18 protein-coding genes and 1 tRNA gene are annotated in these 21,590 nt (G+C 57.7%); 10 read left to right on the plus strand and 9 right to left on the minus strand.

Going from position 1 to position 21,590, the window contains the following annotated elements; translation table 11 throughout:
* Together AC2FJE_RS16490 and AC2FJE_RS16495 are read left to right on the plus strand one after the other, a co-directional pair.
* A tRNA-Met gene (locus AC2FJE_RS16490) sits at positions 1-77 on the plus strand.
* A 1,125-nt stretch (positions 78-1,202) separates the two neighbouring features.
* Entirely contained in the window at positions 1,203-1,967 is a 765-nt protein-coding gene (locus tag AC2FJE_RS16495) for a DUF3299 domain-containing protein (RefSeq protein WP_282171006.1), read from the plus strand.
* 698 nt (positions 1,968-2,665) lie between these two features.
* On the opposite strand, the gene gph is transcribed toward AC2FJE_RS16495, so the two are convergent.
* Positions 2,666-3,325: a phosphoglycolate phosphatase gene (gph, locus tag AC2FJE_RS16500; protein ID WP_496757235.1), complete on the minus strand. Its 660-nt coding sequence runs from the start codon at positions 3,323-3,325 to the stop codon at positions 2,666-2,668.
* Positions 3,326-3,550: 225 nt separating this feature from the next.
* On the opposite strand from gph, the gene hemP reads away from it, so the two are divergent.
* Entirely contained in the window at positions 3,551-3,718 is a 168-nt protein-coding gene (gene hemP, locus AC2FJE_RS16505) for a hemin uptake protein HemP (RefSeq protein WP_081894606.1), read from the plus strand.
* Entirely contained in the window at positions 3,715-4,191 is a 477-nt protein-coding gene (locus AC2FJE_RS16510; RefSeq protein ID WP_109312371.1) for a hypothetical protein, read from the plus strand. Before hemP ends, AC2FJE_RS16510 begins: the two co-directional genes overlap by 4 nt.
* Before the next feature lie 51 nt (positions 4,192-4,242).
* Here the strand turns inward: AC2FJE_RS16510 and AC2FJE_RS16515 are convergent, their stop codons facing one another.
* The 7 genes from AC2FJE_RS16515 to AC2FJE_RS16545 form a co-directional block, all read right to left on the minus strand.
* Positions 4,243-7,308 carry an aminotransferase class III-fold pyridoxal phosphate-dependent enzyme gene (locus tag AC2FJE_RS16515; RefSeq protein ID WP_496761170.1) on the minus strand — a complete coding sequence of 1,022 codons (3,066 nt, stop codon included), beginning with the start codon at positions 7,306-7,308 and terminating at the stop codon, positions 4,243-4,245.
* A gap of 15 nt (positions 7,309-7,323) precedes the next feature.
* Complete coding sequence (locus AC2FJE_RS16520) at positions 7,324-8,196, minus strand: NAD(P)-dependent oxidoreductase (protein WP_496761171.1); 873 nt, start codon at positions 8,194-8,196, stop codon at positions 7,324-7,326.
* Between the two features lie 97 nt (positions 8,197-8,293).
* Positions 8,294-8,683 carry a Cu(I)-responsive transcriptional regulator gene (gene cueR, locus AC2FJE_RS16525; RefSeq protein ID WP_496761172.1) on the minus strand — a complete coding sequence of 130 codons (390 nt, stop codon included), beginning with the start codon at positions 8,681-8,683 and terminating at the stop codon, positions 8,294-8,296.
* The gene (locus AC2FJE_RS16530) at positions 8,680-11,160 is read right to left on the minus strand and encodes a heavy metal translocating P-type ATPase (RefSeq protein ID WP_496761173.1); all 2,481 of its coding nucleotides are present in this window, start codon (positions 11,158-11,160) and stop codon (positions 8,680-8,682) included. The genes cueR and AC2FJE_RS16530 overlap by 4 nt, the downstream gene beginning before the upstream one ends.
* 103 nt (positions 11,161-11,263) lie before the next feature.
* A complete protein-coding gene (locus tag AC2FJE_RS16535) occupies positions 11,264-11,425 on the minus strand; it encodes a hypothetical protein (protein ID WP_186437498.1) in 162 nt (53 codons plus the stop codon).
* 42 nt (positions 11,426-11,467) lie between these two features.
* The gene (locus tag AC2FJE_RS16540) at positions 11,468-12,088 is read right to left on the minus strand and encodes a pyridoxamine 5'-phosphate oxidase family protein (RefSeq protein WP_496761174.1); all 621 of its coding nucleotides are present in this window, start codon (positions 12,086-12,088) and stop codon (positions 11,468-11,470) included.
* 11 nt (positions 12,089-12,099) lie between these two features.
* Complete coding sequence (locus AC2FJE_RS16545) at positions 12,100-12,564, minus strand: nuclear transport factor 2 family protein (RefSeq protein ID WP_496761175.1); 465 nt, start codon at positions 12,562-12,564, stop codon at positions 12,100-12,102.
* A 301-nt stretch (positions 12,565-12,865) separates the two neighbouring features.
* Between AC2FJE_RS16545 and AC2FJE_RS16550 the strand changes: the two genes are divergently transcribed.
* Both AC2FJE_RS16550 and AC2FJE_RS16555 read left to right on the plus strand, forming a co-directional pair.
* Entirely contained in the window at positions 12,866-13,429 is a 564-nt protein-coding gene (locus tag AC2FJE_RS16550; RefSeq protein WP_496733740.1) for a TetR/AcrR family transcriptional regulator, read from the plus strand.
* A 126-nt stretch (positions 13,430-13,555) separates the two neighbouring features.
* Complete coding sequence (locus AC2FJE_RS16555; RefSeq protein WP_108859173.1) at positions 13,556-14,713, plus strand: acyl-CoA dehydrogenase family protein; 1,158 nt, start codon at positions 13,556-13,558, stop codon at positions 14,711-14,713.
* 162 nt (positions 14,714-14,875) lie between these two features.
* Here the strand turns inward: AC2FJE_RS16555 and AC2FJE_RS16560 are convergent, their stop codons facing one another.
* Positions 14,876-15,766 carry a LysR substrate-binding domain-containing protein gene (locus tag AC2FJE_RS16560; protein WP_496757249.1) on the minus strand — a complete coding sequence of 297 codons (891 nt, stop codon included), beginning with the start codon at positions 15,764-15,766 and terminating at the stop codon, positions 14,876-14,878.
* Positions 15,767-15,862: 96 nt separating this feature from the next.
* On the opposite strand from AC2FJE_RS16560, the gene AC2FJE_RS16565 reads away from it, so the two are divergent.
* The 4 genes from AC2FJE_RS16565 to AC2FJE_RS16580 are packed head-to-tail and all read left to right on the plus strand — an operon-like array spanning position 15,863 to position 21,588.
* Complete coding sequence (locus AC2FJE_RS16565) at positions 15,863-17,029, plus strand: pyridoxal phosphate-dependent aminotransferase (protein WP_496757252.1); 1,167 nt, start codon at positions 15,863-15,865, stop codon at positions 17,027-17,029.
* A gap of 24 nt (positions 17,030-17,053) precedes the next feature.
* Positions 17,054-19,246: a dehydrogenase E1 component subunit alpha/beta gene (locus AC2FJE_RS16570; protein ID WP_496757254.1), complete on the plus strand. Its 2,193-nt coding sequence runs from the start codon at positions 17,054-17,056 to the stop codon at positions 19,244-19,246.
* Positions 19,243-20,277 (plus strand): ACP S-malonyltransferase, encoded by a 1,035-nt coding sequence (locus tag AC2FJE_RS16575; protein ID WP_496757256.1) that lies wholly within the window; start codon positions 19,243-19,245, stop codon positions 20,275-20,277. Before AC2FJE_RS16570 ends, AC2FJE_RS16575 begins: the two co-directional genes overlap by 4 nt.
* A 39-nt stretch (positions 20,278-20,316) precedes the next feature.
* Positions 20,317-21,588, plus strand: a complete 1,272-nt coding sequence (locus AC2FJE_RS16580; protein ID WP_496757257.1) for an NAD(P)/FAD-dependent oxidoreductase — start codon at positions 20,317-20,319, stop codon at positions 21,586-21,588.
* Positions 21,589-21,590: the final 2 nt, after the last annotated feature.

The following is a 21,590-nucleotide window of genomic DNA, read 5'->3' on the forward strand; positions in this document are numbered from 1 at the left end:
CGCGGGATGGAGCAGCCCGGTAGCTCGTCAGGCTCATAACCTGAAGGTCGTAGGTTCAAATCCTACTCCCGCAACCATTACTGTCGAACAAGCCGCCCACGGGCGGCTTTCGTCGTTCTGGGACGCCCCTAACGCCAGCAATCCCAAAAGTTCCCCAACCAACTCAATCGCATACTTCCATTCTGTAAGCGTTGCATCTGACCTCCTAAATGAGCACCTCATCAGCCAACAACTAGAAGTCTATGATGTCTCCAAAAGGATACAGGCATCATGAATTCTCAAGCTTTAGGTGAGCTCGCAAATGACCAGAAAGTCAAAAACGTCTTCCACGCCTACTGTTACTCAATTCCCGTTGGGAAAGACGGCCGTCGTCTGTGGACCCGAAGGTTCAAAGATTAAATGGGGCAAAAAATGAAGTCGGGACGTTTATCTGTTGGCGAAGTTGCAAAGACATGTGGTTTCAAACATGAGACCGCCTTCAGGTGGAAAAAAACGTCCGAGAAAAAGGTTTCGGGTCCTCATTCAACACTAGAATCCAAATCTCAGCAGCCCTTTGAGGAGATTAAAGTCAGCTCACGTGAGCAAGCTGCCACAGCCGAGTCAGAAAACAACATTTTCAAGCGCAGTGGCTGCGAGGTCCTATTTCCCGCCAGTTATAGGGGGCTAGATTTCAGTAAGAGCTTTCGAGAATTCATACCATGAGGCCCCTTCTATCAAGGTAAGAAGTTCAAGGGCATGTCAATTGGGGAGCTCGTATGCATTTCGTACGGTTCTCGCGAGATCGCCTGCATCGTCTAAGGTGAATACTTGGATGAAAAAATTACGAAGTTGGAAGCAACGAGAAGCTGTTCACGCGAAGGCCAAAGCTCCGACCATTCGGGTGCTATGAGGAAGATGAATTTGAAGACGGACTAAAGTACCTACCCAAGATCGATGATATTGCACGCTTTTGTCCTAGCAGTAAGTCGGCAGCATCTTTGAAAGCATATCTCCTGATGGCTAAGCCATTGGTAAACTCTTGAAGGAAGACTTTCCGGTTTCCCTTCCCTGGTAAAAGGTCTTCAACTCGCATCTGGATTTCTCCGGCAATTCCGGGGCGGAAAACTATCCGCTAGATCATGAAAGACGGTGTCATCTACAAAAACACGTTGGAGTGAATTATAGTGGATGCATCGAATTGGGCGATGTGACGGAATCTGTAAATGAGAACTTTGTATGGGATTGCTACTGTGGTTGCGCTGGCCCTGACCAGTCCTACCGCAATTGCGGCTCCGGGCATTGCGCTTGATTGGTCAGATCTGCCTGAACCGTCGGTTCAAGTCTATGAAGACCCATACCGGGACCTCAGTCCGGAACAATTTGACGACGTTCTTTTCGTGGTTCGAATGCGCAGCAGGCTGCAGCAGGATGTTGGAACCGCAGTGGAACGGCACGAATGGCAGAAGCTTCTGACCGAGACTGAAGACGCCCTGGTAGACAGTGGAGTTAATGTCGACTGGTTGTTGGATCAGCGGCAGGTCGTAACCGAGCGACGCAAAATGGCTGCGACCGCGGGCAATCAGAAATTCGATGGTCAGACGGTCACATTGGCCGGGTTTGCAATTCCGGCACCGGCAGATGCGGATGGCCGGCCCGTGGTCTATCTGGTGCCGGAACGGGGTATGTGCAGCCACATGCCTCCGCCGCCGCCAAACCAGATGATCCGGGTGCGTTTGAACGGGGACTGGACCCCCAGCTATTTTCACGAGCCAGTGCGGTTGACCGGAACACTGACCATTGATCCGACGGATCAAAGTATGATGGTTGTGGATGGGTTGATGCCCATGCGCGCAACCTTTCAATTGGATGCCGATAACGCCGAGACATTGGAAACCCGTGGTGACCGCCTAGAATGGACCCAAAGCGTTGCCGATCGCCTTCGCGCCGCAGGCAATCGCAAGACCGGGGGCGTTAAGACGTCCGAATGACACGGCTGTCGCTTTGTCACCCTTGTGCCCTCTGTTTACGCAGGCGGCGCTTTGGTTCAGGGGCTGTCCGGACCTTCATCCGTTGAGGCCGCGTTGGATTCCGGTGAAGGCCTGACGAATCCGTAGTACCGCTTGCACTTTCCACGCACTGACATCCCGTGATGGTTTCGTTGGAAGGATAGTTTGATCGGGTACGGGTTTTGGGTCAGTTTCGACGATCTGCCATTGAGGCAATCCACGAATGCCAATTTGGGAACTGGTGATGCGGCCGGCAGATCACACCGTCTTTTTTGTTCCTCGAAAACCCATTGCTGAATCCGGCGCAATCCAGCGTCACCCTGATCGGTCTGCGAGCTCAGACCGCTTTCTGTGGAAGGGCTGACTAATTTTTGTGGCAGTTTTGGCTTGGAGTAGAGTTTTTGCCCCTCAGATGGATGATTCTTGGGGTCAGCCATGTGTCAAAACGCGAATTTTATATTTTGGGTATTTTTTGTCATAAAAATAATCGAAATTTCAATTAGTTACATTCACCTACGGGAAACCCCCAATTCCTGAAGGCAGGGCGATTCGTTAATGTTAAATCATCCAAAGAGTTACTGCGGACAATACCACTTTTCCCCGATGAGGGGCTGGCTACTTACCCCCTCGGCCGGCCCCTCAACCGCCTTCCCAAATCCCCCTGCCAGCAAACTTCTCCCCTATCCCTGCAATGCCTCCAGGACGAGTGCGGGTAGTTTATGCGTGTCATCGTAGCTCAACCTGTGCGGGATCTCTTCCACCGGAGTTTTTCGGTAGCCTTCCGAAAACAAAAGAAAGGGCACGTTTGCACGGCGCGCAGTTTCGGCATCCACTTCGCTGTCTCCGACATAGAGCCGGGGTCCAGCGTTCGGGACCGCGTTGAAGCTTGCCTCAAGGTGCGCGGGGTCTGGTTTGCGAACGGTTAGTGTGTCGCCGCCAAACACTGTTTCGAAGTGATGCGCCAGATCCAGTGCGTCCAGGATATGACGTGCGGGTGCCTCAGGTTTGTTTGTGCATACGCCCAGAACGCAGCCCATTTCGCGCAGTTGCGTCAGAGCTTGCGGGACGCCTGGGTAAGGGATCGTTTTGTCGCTGGAGGCGGCAGAGTAATGGGCGAGTGTGAGTTTGGTCAATTCGCTATGCTGCTCGATCGGCAGGTCGTGATGGCGGATCATGCGTTCGACCAGTTTTGGCAGGCCGTTGCCCACAAATTGTTTGATCGTGCTTTCCGACAACGGGTCGATGCCGATATCTAGCAATGTCCGGTTGGCGGCCGCTGCAATGTCCGGAAGACTGTCCACCAGCGTTCCGTCCAGGTCGAACATGATTGTTGCGGTCATCGGTTTCCCCGTCGGTTAATGCGCGTGAGCCAGACCTAACCTGCATAAAATCCTTGCGCAATCACCCCACATCCGCGGTTTCCATCGAATAGGGTTGACATACCTGACTAAATTAATCAGATTAACGGAAAGACCCCCTCAGCCAACCCAGTTCGGGTCAGCCATATTGTTGAAAGCGCGAACAAATTAAGGCCCTTCGCCCGAGAACCTACTGGAGTTGTCCTGATGAATGTGCAGACCCCGAATCCCAGCCAGTCCTATGCGGTGTCCATGCTTCCGGCACATAAGGCCGAAGATCTGACCAAGGGTGGTAACCTGGCCCATATCGAACTGGGCGATCAACTATATACCTTGCGTATCACGCGCGCCGGCAAGTTGATCCTGACAAAATGAGCACAAATTCCTCGCGCGGTGGCGCTGCGGTTGGGCGTCTGTCCGACCTCAGCCCAATCGAAGCCGGTGCTGTGATGTATCTGCGATTGTGGAGCGAAAGTCCCGAGGCCCGTTCGGATGCTGCAAGCGATTTCGAGATCGCTCTTGGTCTGGATCAGGGGCGGGCTGCAATGATGACGCTGGATCGTTTGTGCGGGCTGTGTGCCCATCACGGCCGTCGTCCGTTGGTGCGGCATGGTCTTGGCTGTTCCTGCCTTGGTGCAGATGAAAACTGTTTCGCCCAGATGATTGCTGCCGCCTCGGAAGGGGCGCGTGAAGACGCGATGATGATGGCAACGCTGATCGTTCGACCAGACTTTGCCCCGGCACTGGCGTCACTGTCCGAAGAGATGGGTATGGTGCTGCGCCGGATGACTGCGTCAGTACCCTTGCCGACAACCGGGCACAAAACCCCCTCGGCCGTGCTGCATTAAGCGGCAGGCGGCTTCAAAACCCCGACTCTGGCGAGCCGGGGTTTTGTTGTTTCAGCAGCACCCGCAGCCCGCGTGATGATGATCATGATCGCAAGTCGGGGCAGGGGCAAAGTCACCGACTTCGGACAAAACCTCGCGCAGGGTCCAAAGGATCATGTCGACGTCTTCCGCCTCGATGGTTAAAGGAGGGCGGACTTTCAGGATGTTGTCCTTGGGTCCTTCGCTGCCGATCAGGATACGGTGATCGCGCATCCGGTTCTTGACGTAACTGCAGATTTCGGTGCCCTCGGATCCGTCTGGATTGATCAGCTCCACACCAAGAAACAAGCCCATGCCGCGCACGTCACCGACACAGGTGAAATCAGCCTCGATCTGTCGGAGCCCATCCATCAGCTGCCCACCCATGACACGTGCGTTGTCCTGAAGGCCTTCGTCATCGACGATGTCCAGCACCTCTTTGCCGATCCGGCAGGACAAGGTTGAACCGCCAAAAGTCGAAAAGAACTCGATCCCGTTGTTGAAACTGTCGGCGATGGCTTTGGTCGTGACCAGTACGCCCAACGGATGCCCGTTTCCGATGGGTTTGCCCATGACAACGATATCCGGCAACGCACCCTGGTGTTCAAAGCCGAAATAGTAGTCACCAAGGCGACCGAGACCCGTCTGTACCTCATCAGCGATACAAACCCCGCCGGCCGCGCGGATTTTTTCGTAGACGGCTGGCAGATACCCTTTGGGTGGGATGATCTGGCCGCCAACCGAAGGGAAGGTCTCGGCGATGAAGCCGGCCAACCCTTGGCCTTTATCCTGTAGCGCGGCAATAGCCGGATCCACAAGATCGGCGAATTTCTGTACCCGGTCAGGATCATCGCGCTTGAATGAGCCCCGGAAGTCGTCTGCAACCTCGACCAGTTCGACCCAATCGGCCTGACCAATCCCGCCCGGTTTGTTGAACTTGTAGGCAGAGATCGCCACCGCCGCATTCGTATTGCCGTGGTACCCGTGGTCAGGCGTTACGATGCCTTTGGCCCCGGTATGCGCGCGCGCCAGACGCAAGGCTAGCTCGTTGGCCTCGGTGCCCGAGTTGACGAAAAAGCACACCTCGAAATGATCCGGTAGCTTGGACAGGATTTTGTCAGCAAAGGCTGTTTGCGCCGGGTGCAGGTAGCGAGTGTTCGAATTCATCCGCTTCAACTGATCCGCCGCCACCGATTGAATGCGCGGATGCGCGTGGCCCACATGGGGGACGTTGTTATAGGCGTCCAGATAAGGACGGCCCCATTCGTCGAACAGATGATGCTTCCACCCGCGCACCAGCATGACCGGATCATCGTAGGTCAGGGATAGGTTGCCACCGAAATGGTCATGCCGACCTTGCAGGATCGCCTGCTTGTCGGTTGGGCGATAGAACACTTTTTCGTCCGGCAGGTTCAATAGCGCTGCCGGGTTGGGACAAACGGCGTGCCACAACTCCATCTCGTCCGGGTCGCCGACACCGGGCCAGTCGTTCTCCATCCCGTCAGTGGTCAGAGCCAGTTGGAAATGCACATGCGGGGCCCAGCCGCCATTCTGCGTGGCGTCCCCCAGCCGTGCAAAGGCCGCACCCTGCGCGACCGGATCGCCTGGTTTCAGCCGGCCACAGACCTCGGGGTCGAGATGACCGTAGAGCGTATAGAACGGATCACCCTCGGGTGTTTCATGGTGCAGGATCACTACGCCGCCATAATCCAGATGCGTATCGCGGTTTTCGACTGCCTCGACCCGGCCACTCATAGGTGCATGCAAAACAGTTCCGTCAGGGGCGAATACGTCTACGGCCAAATGCACCGTTCGCCTGTCAGAGGCCTTCCACGGTCCTTTGCGGAACGCCGGCTCGGCATAGATCAGGCGCGGTTCGTTGTAGTAACCCAGCCAAAGGCCTTCTCCGAACTCTTCGCCCACGCGCGCGGCTTCGTCTAGCGGCATGTGGAACGGGTTCTGGGGCCAGGTCGAGATTTCAACCGACAGAGATCCCATCGGAATATCGCTCAGGTCCTGCTCGAACATCTGCGCGAATTGTCCGCGATGCTCGGACAGATAGGCGTGGATGCGTTCGGCCCCGTCGGTCACCGGCAACCCGCAGGCCGCGCGCAGCCGGGCGGACATCAAGCCGCCGTTCATCGTATCGTTCTCTAGGAAGCGCCACGCAGGGGCCTGACTGATAGTTACATAAGGATCGTCCGGATTGTCCGCGGCCATCAAGGTCGAGTTCACCACGGACACGGCCAGCCGCATCCGCAGCAGCGGCCAGATCAGATCGACCTCGTCAGCACGCAGGCGATTGGCGGCGTGATAACCACGCACCAACGCCGTCAATGCCCGCTCGGGTTTTGGGTGGTCCAGAACGATATACGCCCCGGCAATTGCCAGATCGCAGATACGCGGTGCGGCGCACATATCACCAAGATCGATCAAGCCAGAGACGGTTTGCCGCTGACCCAGTTCACCGTCGACCAATATGTTGTAGTCGTTGGCATCATTGTGGATGGCTTGTTTTGACAATCCAGCCAGAGGGCCCGAGATGGCATCGAATTCAACGCAAATCTCTGACAACATCGCCCGCCGTGCAGGATCGGCAATGGCATCCAGCTTGTCCGAAATCCAGCCCGCTTGTGTCAGATCCCATTTGAATTCCGTGCGGTGCAGCCCGTCATGGGTAAACCGTTCCATTGCCCGGTCGGTTGCCCCCAGAATGCGGCCCAGTTTCAGGATCAGTTCTTCGGATTTCGGCGCAGCCTTGGCATAGCATTGGCCGGGCAGGCATTCGAGCAACCAAACCAGTCGGGGCTGCCCATCTTGATCAGAGATTTCCGGCAGCAGCGCACCGTTGATATCCGGAAAAACACTGGGAAAGGGCAGTCCCGGCGCCTCGGCGGCGATGTGTTTCAGCGCCTTGATCTGCAGGTCAATGAACTCTGCCTCGCAATCCGCACGCATGACTTTCAGCACGTAGTCCTGACCATTGGTGGCCTTGACCAGAAAGTTGAGGTCATATTCGCCGTCCAGCCGGTTCAGTTTGGTCTCAAGCCCCCAATGGGTGCGCAGGGCGCGGGCCCAGAATTCGGTCAACTCGGTCATCAGTGCGACGGTCCTTTAATCCAGCGCGCGCAGGCGTTTGATCAGCGAGGATGTGTCCCAGCGTCCGCCGCCCAGTTTCTGAACGTCTTTGTAAAACTGATCGACCAGAGCGGTCACAGGCAGTGAAGCCCCCGTTTCATTGGCCGTTTCCAGACAGATGCCAAGATCCTTGCGCATCCAGTCCACCGCAAACCCATGTTCGAAATGATCGTCCAGCATCGTCTCATATCGGTTTGCCATCTGCCAACTGCCTGCCGCGCCCTGACTGATAACTTCAACGACTGCGCGGCCATCAAGGCCCGCCTTCTCGGCAAAGTGCAGCGCTTCGCTGAGGCCCTGCACCAGACCGGCAATAGCGATCTGGTTGCACATCTTGGTCATCTGACCTGCACCGCTGTCGCCGATACGACGGCATATCTTGGAATAGACCTGCATAATCGGTTCAGCCGCGTCATACGCCGCCTGATCCCCACCGCACATAATCGACAGAACCGCATTTTCTGCCCCTGCCTGACCGCCCGAGATCGGAGCGTCCACAAAAGCGATGCCTTTTGTTTGCCCAGCTTCGTACAACTCGCGTGTCACCATGGCCGAAACAGTGGTGTGATCAACAAAGGTCGCCCCATTGGACATGCCGCTGAATGCGCCGTTTTCACCTGTGCAAACCATCCGTAGGTCGTCGTCGTTACCGACACAAGCCATGACGAAATCTGCACCCTGCGCGGCCTCTCGGGGCGTCGTCGCCATGGCGCCACCATGTTGGGCGACCCAAGCTTCGGCCTTATTGGCGGTGCGGTTGTAAACGGTCACCTCATGACCTGCGGCCTGCAAGTGACCGGCCATGGGGTATCCCATGACGCCCAGACCCAGAAACGCGACTTTTGCCATTTGGAGATCCTCTCTGCTGTCCGGTACCCGTTTCTTTCACCGGGCCGGATTGTTTAGCAGAGACAAAGCAAAGCTGCGTCCAAAGGGCAACCCCGCGTCACGCTTTGCCGCCCAAATCCTGTAGGATCGGGCAATCTGGCCTGTCGTCCCCGGCGCAAGCGTCGATCAGATGGCTCAGAGTATCCCGCATGGCGTTCAAGTCAGCGATCTTGGCTTCGATCTGGGCCATATGCGCGCGGGCCACCTTTTTGACATCGGCGCTGGCACGGGTTTCGTCCTCGTACAATGCCATCAGCGTCCGGCAATCCTCGATCGTGAATCCCAAGGCACGGGCGCGGCCCAGAAAATTCAGTTTGTGTACATCCTGACTGCGAAATCTGCGGTATCCGTTGTTATCGCGTAGCGGTTTCACCAAGCCGATATCTTCGTAGTATCGGATTGTCTTGGCGGGTAGGCCGGTCTGGTTTGAAACATCGCCGATATTCATGAGGTCACCGTTTGCGCTGAATGGCCTAGCGGGGTGTCAGGCAAGCTGGCCCGGACGCGTCGCAAACGCAGCGCATTCGAGACCACGAAAACACTGGACAATGCCATGGCCCCAGCGGCGAGCGCTGGGGACAGCAGATGGCCGCCAAAGGGGTAAAGAACCCCAGCGGCAACCGGAATAAGCAAGATGTTATAGCCGAACGCCCAACCCAGGTTCTGCTTGATGTTGCGCATGGTTCTGCGGCTGATCTCGACCGCGTTTGCGACGCCGCGCAGATCGCCCGACATCAGCACGACATCCGCAGTTTCAATCGCTACGTCTGTGCCGGTTCCGATGGCGATGCCGATATCCGCCGAAGCCAGTGCCGGGGCATCGTTGATGCCATCCCCGACAAAGGCCAGTGCGCCGAACGTGTCGCGCAGCGCGTTGATCGCGGCAAGCTTACCATCGGGCAGTACCTCGGCCGTGACATGATCAATGCCCAGCTTGTCCGCCAGAGCCTGCGCCGTCCGGGCGTTGTCGCCTGTCACCATCGTCAAAGTTAGCCCCATTTCGTGCAACCGCCCAAGCGCCTGCACAGTGCCGGGCTTGATCGGGTCCGCGACCGCAAGCATTGCAGCGGCCTGACCGTCGATCGCTATAAACAAAGGGGTTGCGCCCTCTTCGGCGCGCTGGTTGGCCTCGGCCATCAGGTCCGTGACGGTTATGTCGTTCTGCTCCATCAATCTGGCCGAACCGATCAGCAACTTATGCCCCTCGACCACAGCCCGAACTCCCAGCCCTGTGAGAGACTCAAATTCTGATACCTTGGGCAATTCAGATGGTCCGGCACGAGTGATGGCAGTGGCAACGGGATGCTCTGACCTTGCCTCGACGGCGGCGGCCAAACGCAGAACACTGTCGCGGTCAAAGCCGTTTGCAGTCGTAACACTCTCCAGTTCCGGCCGGCCCAGCGTCAGTGTCCCGGTCTTGTCCAGCGCGACCACCTTGGCTTGCTGCAACTGCTGCAACGCATCGCCTTTGCGGAACAGCACACCCAATTCTGCCGCGCGGCCGGTGCCGACCATGATCGAGGTTGGTGTCGCAAGGCCCATGGCGCAGGGGCAGGCGATAATCAGAACTGAGACACCGGCGACCAGCGCCAATGGCAATGCCGGTTCCGGGCCGACGAACATCCAAATGGCGATCGTCAGCAGCGCAACAGCCATTACAACGGGCACAAATCGCGCAGTAATCCGGTCGACCAGCCCTTGGATCGGCAGCTTCGCCCCCTGCGCCTGTTCGACCATGTGGATCACCTGGGCCAACACCGTATCGGCACCAACGCGCGTTGCGCGTACCCGCAGCGCTCCGGTGCCATTCACCGTACCACCAACGACCTGATCTGATGGCGACTTGCCGACCGGTATCGGTTCGCCGGTGATCATGCTTTCATCCACATAAGAGGTGCCGTCCAGAACCTCGGCATCCACAGGAACCCGTTCGCCCGGGCGGATCTGCAGGGTATCGCCTACTGTTATGTCGGCGATGGGGCGATCAATGAAATTTCCGTCTTGTTCGACCCGTGCCGTTTTGGGCTGCAACCCGACCAGCTTGCGGATCGCGGACCCGGTCCGACCTTTGGCCCGTGCTTCCATGACCCGGCCCAGCAGTATGAGAACCACGATGACAGAGGCGGCCTCGAAATACACATTGGCGCTACCCTGCGGCAGGATCTGCGGGGCGAAGGTTGCGGTGACGGAAAACAAATAGGCGGCCCCCGTTCCTAAGGCGACCAGCGCGTTCATATCGGGCGATCCGCGCATCAGTGACGGAATACCCTTGGCGTAGAACACGCGCCCGGGGCCAATCAGTATGGCCGAGGTCAGTGCGAACTGGATGAGGTGGCTGGTTTGCGTGCCGATCGTGGCCTGGACCCAATGGTGGAAGGCCGGGATCATATGCCCGCCCATTTCCAGAATGAATACAGGCAGTGCCAATACCGCTGCGAAGATCGTCGTGCGGGTCAGCGCATGCGCTTCGTCGGATTTCATGTGGTCTGTTTGGTCAGCCGTCATGCTGTCTGCCACGCGCGCAGGGTATCCCGCTGCCTCAGACAAACTGGCCAGCTTTTGCGGGTCGGTGGCCCCGTCGATAAACGTGACCACAGCGGTTTCGGTCGCAAGATTGACTTGTGCGTCGACGACCGCAGGATCAGCGGTCAGCGCGTTCTCGATCTTTGCCACGCACGAGGCGCAGGTCATCCCGCCAATTTTCAGGGTCGTCTGCTTGCTGGCCGCCGGGTACCCGGCATTGCTCAGGGCGTCAGTCAGTGCGTTGATCGGCCCGGTATGTGTGACCTGCGCCGTTTCGGTCGCAAAGTTGACCGAGGCGTCGGTCACTTCTGGCACCGATTGCAATGCGGCTTCTACACTCCCCACGCAGGACGCGCAGGACATGCCCGAGATTTTGAGTTGTGTTGTTTGCGGCGTAGCCATGCGACTCGTCCCGATGTGTTATCTGCCCTCCAAATGGGGGTTCCAGTCACGGGAAGGTCAAGAGGTATCGCGGATTTTCTTTTTTGCAACCCGCGCGTCGGCGTCACCTGTTCGCAAACATTTCTAGCAAGAGAGAGTTGTAGGTATCCGGCGGCGGCGATCTGACAGCCTCGGGGGAGACAAAGAACGCAAGCGACACTGCGGCCGTGGTCAGCGCGATGCCTACAAGAATGAAACCGGCCATATTCAATGAAGATCGCGACATGGGCAAAGTCCTGGTTCGAGAGGTTCGTTCGGCGCTGTTGGGTCAGGACTGTTTTGCCAGCTCTTGCTTCAACCTGTCATTTTCGGCCTGAAGTTGCGCCAATTGCTGCCCTAGCGAGTTCAGATGTGGGCGAAGCTCGGCCTCGGTAAAGCGGGGCGTGATGTGGCGCGGGCAGTTCCAGTCCAGCGCTTCGACCCGGATGATCACGGCGCGTTCAGCCGGGGCATCGGCACCGTCAGGGTATAGGCTGGTCGTGGCATCTTCGCCCTCGGTGAACGCGACCCGGCCAAGGATTTTCAGGCGTCGCCTATTAGCGTAATCCATCAGGATCATTGCAACCCGGTCATTACCGTCCAGGTTACCGCGCGAGATATACTGCTTGTTGCCCGAAAAGTCGGCATAACCGATTGTCTGCGGTCCCAGAACTTTGAGAAACCCGGTCGGTCCGCCACGGTATTGCACATATGGCCAACCCGTTTCGGACACGGTGGACTGATAGAACCCGTCCCGCGCTTCGATAAAGGCCTTTTCAGGCTCGCCGATTTCGTGGCCTTGTTGCGGGCCACTTTTGATGAATTTGGCATAGGTCTTGGCAGACCCCATCCGTTCCTGATGGGCTCGGACGGCAGGGGTGAAGGTCAGTTCGGAAAAGGCGCGAGGCATGAGATGTCCTTTCAAAGTCCCAGATCGGACAGGCCGGGGTGATCGTCGGGACGGGGGCCTTGCGGCCAGAAAAACAGACGTTCGGTTTCCGCAATCGGCAGGTCGTTCAGCGACGCGTTGCGTTCGGCCATTCGACCATCTTCGGCAAATTGCCAGTTTTCGTTGCCATATGACCGAAACCACTGACCGCTGTCGTCACGCCATTCATAAGCGTAACGAACCGCAATGCGGTCACCGGAAAAGGCCCACAGCTCTTTGATCAACCGATAGTCCAGTTCCTTGTGCCACTTGCGTGTCAGAAAGGCATGGATGTCTGCATGGCCGCTTAGGAATTCTGCCCGATTTCTCCACTGGCTGTCTTCGGTATAGGCCGGGGTCACGACATCCGCATCACGGCTGTTCCAGGCGTTTTCCGCCAATCGCACTTTTTGCGTTGCGGTTTCCAGGGTGAACGGGGGCAGAGGAGGACGGTTCATGCGCGGGTCTTTCAAGTCAGAGAAGCCGCCATCAAGGCGATAGTCAAAAGAAGGGGGATGTACTGGTGCGAGAGAGGTCTGGTGCGGGGTCTCATATGTTCGCTCCTGAGTTTACTGATCGGTACACTGTGCCTTGAATGTGTACAGATCGGTAACCTTTTTCAAGTGTTGAGTTGGTATTTTTTGAACCCACATTTTCGTCTCCTAAGGGGAGCAAGTGAAAACAGCAGGTTAGGCTGTGTCTGTTGCAGCCATCGCTGCGGTGTACTATGTACCGATCAGTACATACAGGAGCTGGCAGATGCGCCCGAACAAACGTGACGAGCTGGTCCGCAAGGCATTGCAGGTCTTCTATCGTGACGGATTTCACGTCACCGGCATGGACAAGTTAGTGGTCGAGACGGGCGTGTCGAAAACGTCGATGTACAAACATTTCCGTACCAAGGAAGAGCTGATCCTGGCGGCTTTACAGTTGCGGGATGAGAACTTTCGCAAATGGTTCCTGCAACGGGTAGATGAGCTAGCCGATACACCGGCCGAACGGCTGATCGCCAGTTTCGATGTGCTGGGCGAATGGTTCCTGGAGGACAGCTTTCGCGGATGCATGTTCATCAAAGCGGGCGCAGAGTATCAGGAACAAGATCACCCGATCCATGTGCAGGCAGCCGAACACAAGCATCTGATGCTCGAATTTCTCACCAATTTGGCCCGCCAGGCAGGCGCACGTGATCCCGAGGCATTGGGATGCCAGCTGCTGCTCTTGCAAGAGGGCGCAATCGTAACGGCCGTCCTGGTAAAAAGCTGCGATCCTGCGCGAGATGCAAAGGCAGCGGCACAGGTTCTGCTGGATAATGCCCTGGCTTGACTAGGTTTAAACCTGTGAACGTAAGGTCTTGTGCGAAAAAGACGTTGCGTAGCAATCCGGTGGATGGGTTGGTTTGCGCGATGCCCAACGCTACCCTTATCGAAATTCGATTTGGGAGAAGCCTACATGTCGCTATTCAAGCCAACCGCCAACTGGGTCACTGACGAACATCAGATGTTTGCCGAAATGGCAAACCGGTTCATGGACGACGAACTTGTGCCCAATATCGAACGCTGGAACCAAAACGGCATGGTCGATCGCGAATTCTGGAACAAGGCCGGGGACATGGGGCTGATGGCCGGCGCTATTGCTGAGGAATATGGTGGCGTTGGCGGCGGGATTGGGTTCGACGCGGTCACGATGTACGGGCAAGCCGCACGCGGTGACTCGGGTTGGGGTTTTGGAATTCAGTCGATTGTTGTCCATTACCTGAACGCCTATGGCAGCGAGGATCAAAAGCACAAATGGCTGCCCCGTTTGGCATCCGGTGAAATGGTTGGCGCTTTGGCTATGACTGAGCCGGGAACAGGTTCGGACGTTCAGTCCGTTCGCACTACGGCAGACAAGGACGGAAATTCCTATCGCCTGAACGGATCCAAGATCTTTATCACCAACGGCCAGTCCGCCGATTTGATCCTGGTGGCCGCAAAGACGGATAAATCGCAAGGGTCCAAGGGCGTATCGCTGATCGCAGTAGAAACCGAAGGCGCAGAAGGATTTCGCCGGGGCCGTAACCTCAAAAAACTGGGGATGAAGGCCAACGATACGGCCGAGCTGTTCTTTGAAGACGTCAAGGTTCCGATGACGAACCTGATCGGACCTGAGGAAGGTCAAGGCTTCTATCAGATGATGAAGCAACTGCCGTGGGAACGTTTGACCATCGGTATCATGGCGCTGGGCGCGATCGACTTCGCGATTGCCGAAACTGTACGCTATACGCAGGAACGCAAGGCCTTTGGCCAACGCGTTATGGACTTTCAGAACACGCGTTTCAAACTGGCTGAGTGCAAAACCAAAGCCGAAGTTCTGCGCAGTTTCGTCAATGACTGCATCGCACAACTCGAGGCTGGTACATTAGATGCGGCGACGGCTTCTATGGTGAAATACTGGGGTTCAGAAGTGCAGAACGAGATCATGCACGAATGCCTTCAGTTGTTCGGTGGTTACGGGTTCATGATGGAATACCCGATCGCCCGGCTTTATGCGGATGCGCGGGTGCAGATGATTTATGGCGGCACCAATGAGATCATGAAAGAACTGATCGCCCGTTCGTTGGACAAGTAACGCACCCAAAGGGCTCCCGCCTTTCGTCAACGTTTTTTTGGAAAAACGTCTCCTCCCGTTGGGCCGGACAGGTGCGAGCGCAGCCCGCACCTGTCCGGCCCCTCTGCCATCCGCAGGACGCAAAGTCGGAGGCTGCGCAGTGTTCGGCTGTGCAGTTTTGGATCAGAATGGGCCAACCTGACCTTGCAGCCACATTCGAAACGACCGTAGCGGTTCGGATTCCGGTCGTGACTGTGGCCAGACCAAAAAGAATTGCCCAAGGCTGATGTGGGGTCCGTTCCATGCTGGAACCAACCTTTCGGTTTTCAGCTCGTCTTCGATCAGATAGCTGGGCAATAGCGCCGCTCCCAACCCGTGGATCGTGGCCTGCACCATGGTCGAGAACTGATCGAACAGCATTCCCCGCATCCCCGATGTGTCACGCCCTTGTGCCGCAAACCATCGCTCCCAAGCGTCCGGTCGGGTCTCAAGATGCAGCAAAGGGGCTGTCATCAGCCAGCTCAAGTCCTGCTCCTGATCGGGCAACAGGCCCGGCGCGCAGACCGGAACCACATCTTCACGCATAATCGGCAGGTAGTTGACGCCCGGCCAGTTCTTTTGGCCGAAGTGGATGGCGGCATCAAAATGTTCGGTCTCGAAATCAAACGGCTTGAGGCATGTGCTCAGGTTCACGGTCACTTCGGGGTGGCGACGGGCAAAATCCTGCAGGCGCGGCGCCAGCCAGTGCATTCCAAAGGCGGGCAGGATGGACAGATTTAGCGACCCGCCGGTTGGGTTGGCCTTCAGTTTCAGTGACGCTTGCGCAATTTGGTTTAGCGCTGTTCGCGCCACCTGAACATAGTCTTTCGCGGCGGGGGTCAGGTGCAATCGCATCTGGTTTCGCTGAATGAGCGCGACGCCCAGTTGTTCCTCCATGGACTTCAGCTGTCGGCTGATAGCGCTTTGGGTCAATGACAGCTCCTCGGCTGCAGCCGAGGCACTGCCGAGGCGATCAACCGCCTCCAATGCCAAAAGAGAGGGGATCGAGGGGAGAAACCGACGTGGTGCTATCATATGATAAATCCTCATACCTTTCACACGGAATATCACTGGCAATTGCCGTTCACCAGCCCGATACAGAGGCGTGGATTCCAATGTGGATGTGAACCAATGACCATAACGACCAGAATTCAAGAGTTTCAGCCCGCCGACCGGCTGGACGGTATTGAGCTGTCAGAGATCGTTCGCATTTCCGAACAGGCCGCGCGCCTTCGGGCGCAGGGTGTCGACGTAATCGCGCTCAGCACTGGTGAGCCTGATTTCCCAACGCCGTCGCATGTCGTTGAGGCAGCCAACCGCGCAGCTATTGACGGGCAGACGCGATACCCCGCAACGGCAGGAACGCCCACTTTGCGATCAGCGATCGCTACTGAGGCTGGCGCGCGCCCAGAAAACGTAGTCGTTTCGACGGGTGCCAAGCAGGTTTTGTCCTGCGCAATGATGGCAACTCTGAACCCCGGTGATGAAGTGATTATGGCCGCGCCGTTCTGGACGAGCTATGCGGATATGGTCAGTATGGCTGGCGGTGTCCCCGTAGTCGTCAGCTGTCCGGCGACGCAGAAATTCAAACTGACGCCGGATCAGTTGGAGGCCGCGATCACCCCGCGCACGCGTTGGCTGCTGCTGAATTCCCCGTCCAATCCAACTGGCGCGGTCTATTCCAAGGCGGAATTGCAGGCACTGGGCGCGGTATTGCAAAACTATCCTCAGGTCTGGGTGATTTCTGACGAGATTTATCAACACCTATCTTTTGTGCCTTTCACGCCCTTTGCGCAGGCTGTTCCCGAGTTGGCGGATCGAACGTTGATTGTAAACGGCGTGTCCAAGGCCTATTCCATGACCGGCTGGCGTATCGGGTGGGGTATCGGCCCTGCTGAGTTGATCAAGGCGATGGTGGCTGTGCAGGGGCAAATCACGTCGGGGGCGTGTTCGATTGCCCAGGCTGCAGCATTGGAGGCCATCACCGCGCCGCAAGGTTTGCTGGCAGAACGCCGTCGGGCAATGCGAGCGCGCCGCGATCTGGTTGTCGAAGGGCTAAACGCCGCTGGTCTGGAATGTGCCGTACCGGACGGAGCGTTTTACGTCTTTCCCAAAATCCATGCGAAAATGGACACAGACCATGAATTCTGTCGCTTTCTGCTGGATGAGGCGGGTGTGGCGCTGGTGCCGGGGCGTGCGTTTGGGATGCCGGGGCATTTGCGGCTTTCTTTTGCCTATGCCACTGAAAGCCTGCAAGAAGGTATGCGCCGTATCGCGGATGCTACCGCCAAATTGTAACCAAGTAAGACCGGAAGACACCCAATGGACCGCGCCCAGATCGTTCACGAGAATTTCCTGACCCGGGTCGCCAATCGCGACTTTCCCGACGGAGCAAAGCCGCGGCAGGGTCTGAGCAATACCGATGCGGTGTCGCTGTTCCGGTCACAGGTCCTTAGCCGAGCGTTGGACAGAACCAGCCGGGCCATGCAGAAGGCGGGGCAGGGATTTTACACCATCGGATCATCCGGCCACGAAGGGATGGCCGCCGTGGCGCATGCCTTGCGCCCGACCGATATCGCCTTTCTTCACTACCGGGACGCGGCGTTCCAGATCGCGCGGGCTGAGCAGGTGCCGGGCCAGCAGATCGCGTGGGACATGCTGCTGAGTTTTGCCTGTTCGAAAGAGGATCCGACCTCGGGCGGGCGGCATAAGGTACTGGGGTCCAAAGCGTTGACGATCCCACCGCAGACCTCGACTATCGCTAGCCACTTGCCCAAGGCGGTGGGCGCTGCGTATTCGCTAGGTGCCGCGCGGAGACACGATCCTGAACACCGTGAACTGCCCTTGGACGGGATTGCGATGTGTTCCTTCGGGGATGCCTCGGCCAATCATTCTACAGCGCAGGGCGCGATCAACACCGCAGGCTGGACCAGTGTGCAGTCGACGCCTTTGCCGCTGTTGTTTGTGTGTGAGGATAACGGGATTGGAATCTCGGTCAAAACGCCAAAAGGCTGGATACAGGCGTCGATGGAACACCGCCCCGGAATCAAGTACTTTCAGGCCAACGGTCTGGATATCTATGAGACCTTCGCGGTGGCGCAAGACGCCGCCGAGTATGTCCGTACCCGCCGTAAACCGGCCTTCCTGCATCTGAAAACCGTGCGTCTTTACGGCCATGCGGGCGCAGATGTGCCGACCACGTACCTGCCGAAGTCCGAGGTTGAGGCGGATGAGGCCAACGATCCCCTGCTGCACTCGGTGCGCTTGCTGGAACAGGCCGGGGCGTTGGCGCCGGAACAGGCGTTAAAAATCTACGAAGATACCTGCGCCCGCACGGACCGCATCGCGGCAGAGGCCGCAACCCGCCCGCACCTGACCTCCGCCTCTGAGGTTATGGCCAGCCTGATCCCGCCAAAACGGGCTTGTAAGCCCACGAACGGTCCCAGCGCCGAAGCGCGCGCCAAGGCCTTTGGCGGCGACACGCGGGCAATGGATGATCCGCAACCTATGAGCCGCCTGATCAACTGGGCGCTGACCGATCTGATGCTGGAACACGGCGAGGTCGTCTGCATGGGCGAAGATGTCGGCCGCAAGGGCGGCGTCTATGGCGTGACCCAGAAACTGCAGCAACGCTTTGGCCCGGACCGGGTGATCGACACGCTGTTGGATGAGCAGTCCATTCTGGGATTGGCCATTGGCATGGGGCATAACGGGTTCATTCCGATCCCCGAAATCCAGTTCCTCGCTTATCTGCACAATGCCGAGGACCAGATCAGGGGCGAAGCCGCGACCCTGCCATTCTTTTCGAACGGGCAGTTCACCAACCCGATGGTTCTGCGCATTGCGGGGCTTGGCTATCAGAAAGGGTTCGGCGGCCATTTCCACAATGACAACTCGCTGGCTGTCCTGCGCGACATTCCCGGCGTGATCATTGCATGCCCGTCGACAGGCGCAGATGCGGCTAAGATGCTGCGCGAATGCGTACGGCTGGCGCGCGAAGAACAGCGGGTCGTGGTCTTTCTGGAACCTATTGCCCTTTATCCGATGCGCGATCTGCACGATGCAAAGGACGCAGGTTGGATGACGGCGTACCCGTCGCCTGACCAGAGTATCGCGCTGGGTGAGGTTGGCGTGCATGGCGAGGGTAAAGATCTGGCCATGGTCACTTATGGAAACGGGCATTACCTGTCGAAACAGGCTCTGCCCGAGTTGGAGGCAGCAGGCGTGAAAACCCGTATCATCGACATGCGCTGGCTGGCACCTCTCCCAATTGAGGCTCTGCGTCAGGCCACAAAGGGTTGCAAACACGTCTTGATCGTCGACGAGTGCCGCCGGACGGGCAGCCAGTCTGAGGGGCTGATGACCTTTTTCACTGAAAACAGTCCCTCTACCCCTAGCGCGCGCGTCGTGGCCGAAGATTGTTTTATCGCAACTGGTCCCGCCTATGCCGCTCCGCTGCCATCGAAGGACGGGATTATCACCGCCGCGCTTAAACTGACGGGTGGCCGCTCATGACTCGCACAGCCGTCGTCATCTGCCCTGGTCGGGGTACATACAACAAGCCCGAGCTTGGCTATCTGCATCGCCACCACGCGCAGCAGACTGCGATGTTTCGGGGCTTCGACGCGATACGTGCCGAAGCAGGGCAAGAGGCCGTTACCGCATTGGATGGCGCAGCGCGGTTCACAGTTTCCAAGTATTCAAAAGGCGATATTGCTTCACCGCTCATCTACGCAGCTTCGCTGGCAGACGCGCAATCGCTGGCCGATGATATCGAGGTGGTCGCGGTCACCGGGAACTCGATGGGGTGGTATATTGCGCTGGCCGCTTCCGGGGCGTTGTCGCCTGACGACGGGTTCCGCGTAGTGAACACGATGGGAACACTGATGCAGGATCACCTGATCGGCGGTCAATTGGTTTACCCCTTTGCCGACGACGATTGGGCGAACGACGCTGTTCGCAAGGCAGAGCTGCTGGCGGATGTGAAACGCATCAATGCGATGGACGGTTATGACCTTGCTTTGTCCATTGATCTGGGCGGAATGCTGGTTCTGGCAGGCAATGAGATGGGGCTGAAGGCTTTCGAGGCGTCACAACCCACCGTGCAGGACCGTTTCCCGATGCGCTTGCCAAACCATGCCGCGTTTCACACATCCTTGCAGGCACCGGTCGCTACCGAAGGGCGAACGCTATTGGGCGCGGATTTGTTCCGACAGCCTGAACGCCCCCTGATCGACGGTCGCGGAAAGGTTTGGTGGCCGGGTGCGACGGATACGCATGCGCTTTGGGATTATACCCTGGGCCACCAAGTGACCGAACCCTATGACTTTACCCGTGCGATCCAGACCGCCGCGCATGAGTTCGCGCCCGATATGTTCATTGTTACCGGCCCCGGCGCGACCTTAGGTGGCGCAGTGACGCAATCCCTTGTTCTGGCGAACTGGCGTGGCATGGGTAACAAGGCTGATTTTCAAGCGAAACAGGATGCGCAACCCTTCCTGATCGCTATGGGGCGCGAGGATCAAAGAGCGCTTGCAACCGGCTGACACTGCCCTGATGATCCGCGCAATTTCAAGGAGCGCGACGTGAGCAACCACAACCAGTCCCTTTGGCTGAATACATGCCGTGAACATGTCGAACCCAGTGTTTCGACCGGTGATATCACTGTTGATCTGGCGGTGATCGGTGGTGGTTATACCGGCTGTTCTGCGGCACTGACCGCGGCCAAGGCTGGTGCTTCGGTCTGTCTGCTTGAGGCGCATGACATCGGTCACGGCGGATCGGGCCGCAATGTCGGGCTCGCGAATGCGGGGCTTTGGTTGCCGCCCGTTGAGATTCGCGCGCATCTGGGTGACATGGTTGGGGATCGGCTGGTTGACCTTCTGGCTGCTGCTCCATCAGAGGTGTTCAGCCTGATCGACCAGCATGGGATAGACTGTGAACCTGTGCGCAACGGAACTCTGCACTGTGCGCATTCGGCTGCGGGTCTCCGGGATCTGCAGGTCCGTCACGCGCAACTCAGCGCTTCTGGCGCACCGGTTGAGTTGCTGTCTGCAGAACTGACAGCCCAACGCACCGGCAGTGCGGCCTTTGGTGGCGCCCTGTTCGATCCGCGCGCCGGAACCATCCAGCCATTGGCATATGTGCGTGGATTGGCCCGTGCCGGGGTTGAGGCTGGTGCGTTGGTTTCCACGCAAGATCCGGTTCTGTCCATGCAGCAGATGGATGGAATCTGGGTGATGAAGACTGCTCGGCGCACAGTGCGCGCCAAATGGGTCATTCAGGCGACCAATGCCTATCACCGTGATCTGACCGCATCGGCCCCCGCCTATGTGCCAGTCTATTATTTCCAATATGCCACGGCCCCATTGTCGGACAATCTGCGCGCCAGCGTTTTGCCGGGGGATGAGGGGTGCTGGGACACAGACCTGATCATGACCTCGTTCCGAATGGATCAAGAGGGGCGGTTTATCATCGGTGCCATGGGTGATCTGGATCAGGCAGGCGGCGGGATTCACAAGAGCTGGATCAAGCGCAAACTGGCACAGCTGTATCCGCAACTGGCCGATCAGCCATTGGTCGAAGGGTGGCATGGCCGCATCGCCATGACGTCAGACCACATCCCGAAGATTACGCAGATCGGTCCCAATGCTCTGTCCGTTCATGGATTTTCGGGGCGTGGAATCGGGCCAGGCACTGTCTTTGGCCGCCTTGTTGCCCAAAGTCTGTTGCAGGACGACCCAAGCCTTTTGCCGGTGCCCGCAGTCCCAGAGTATCAGGAAAAGTGGATAGGGCTACGCCGCGCCTATTTTGAAACCGGCGCGGCGCTGACCCATTTTGTCAAAGCGCGGTTATGACC

The organism is Ruegeria sp. CDSC002 (genome assembly GCF_059610905.1).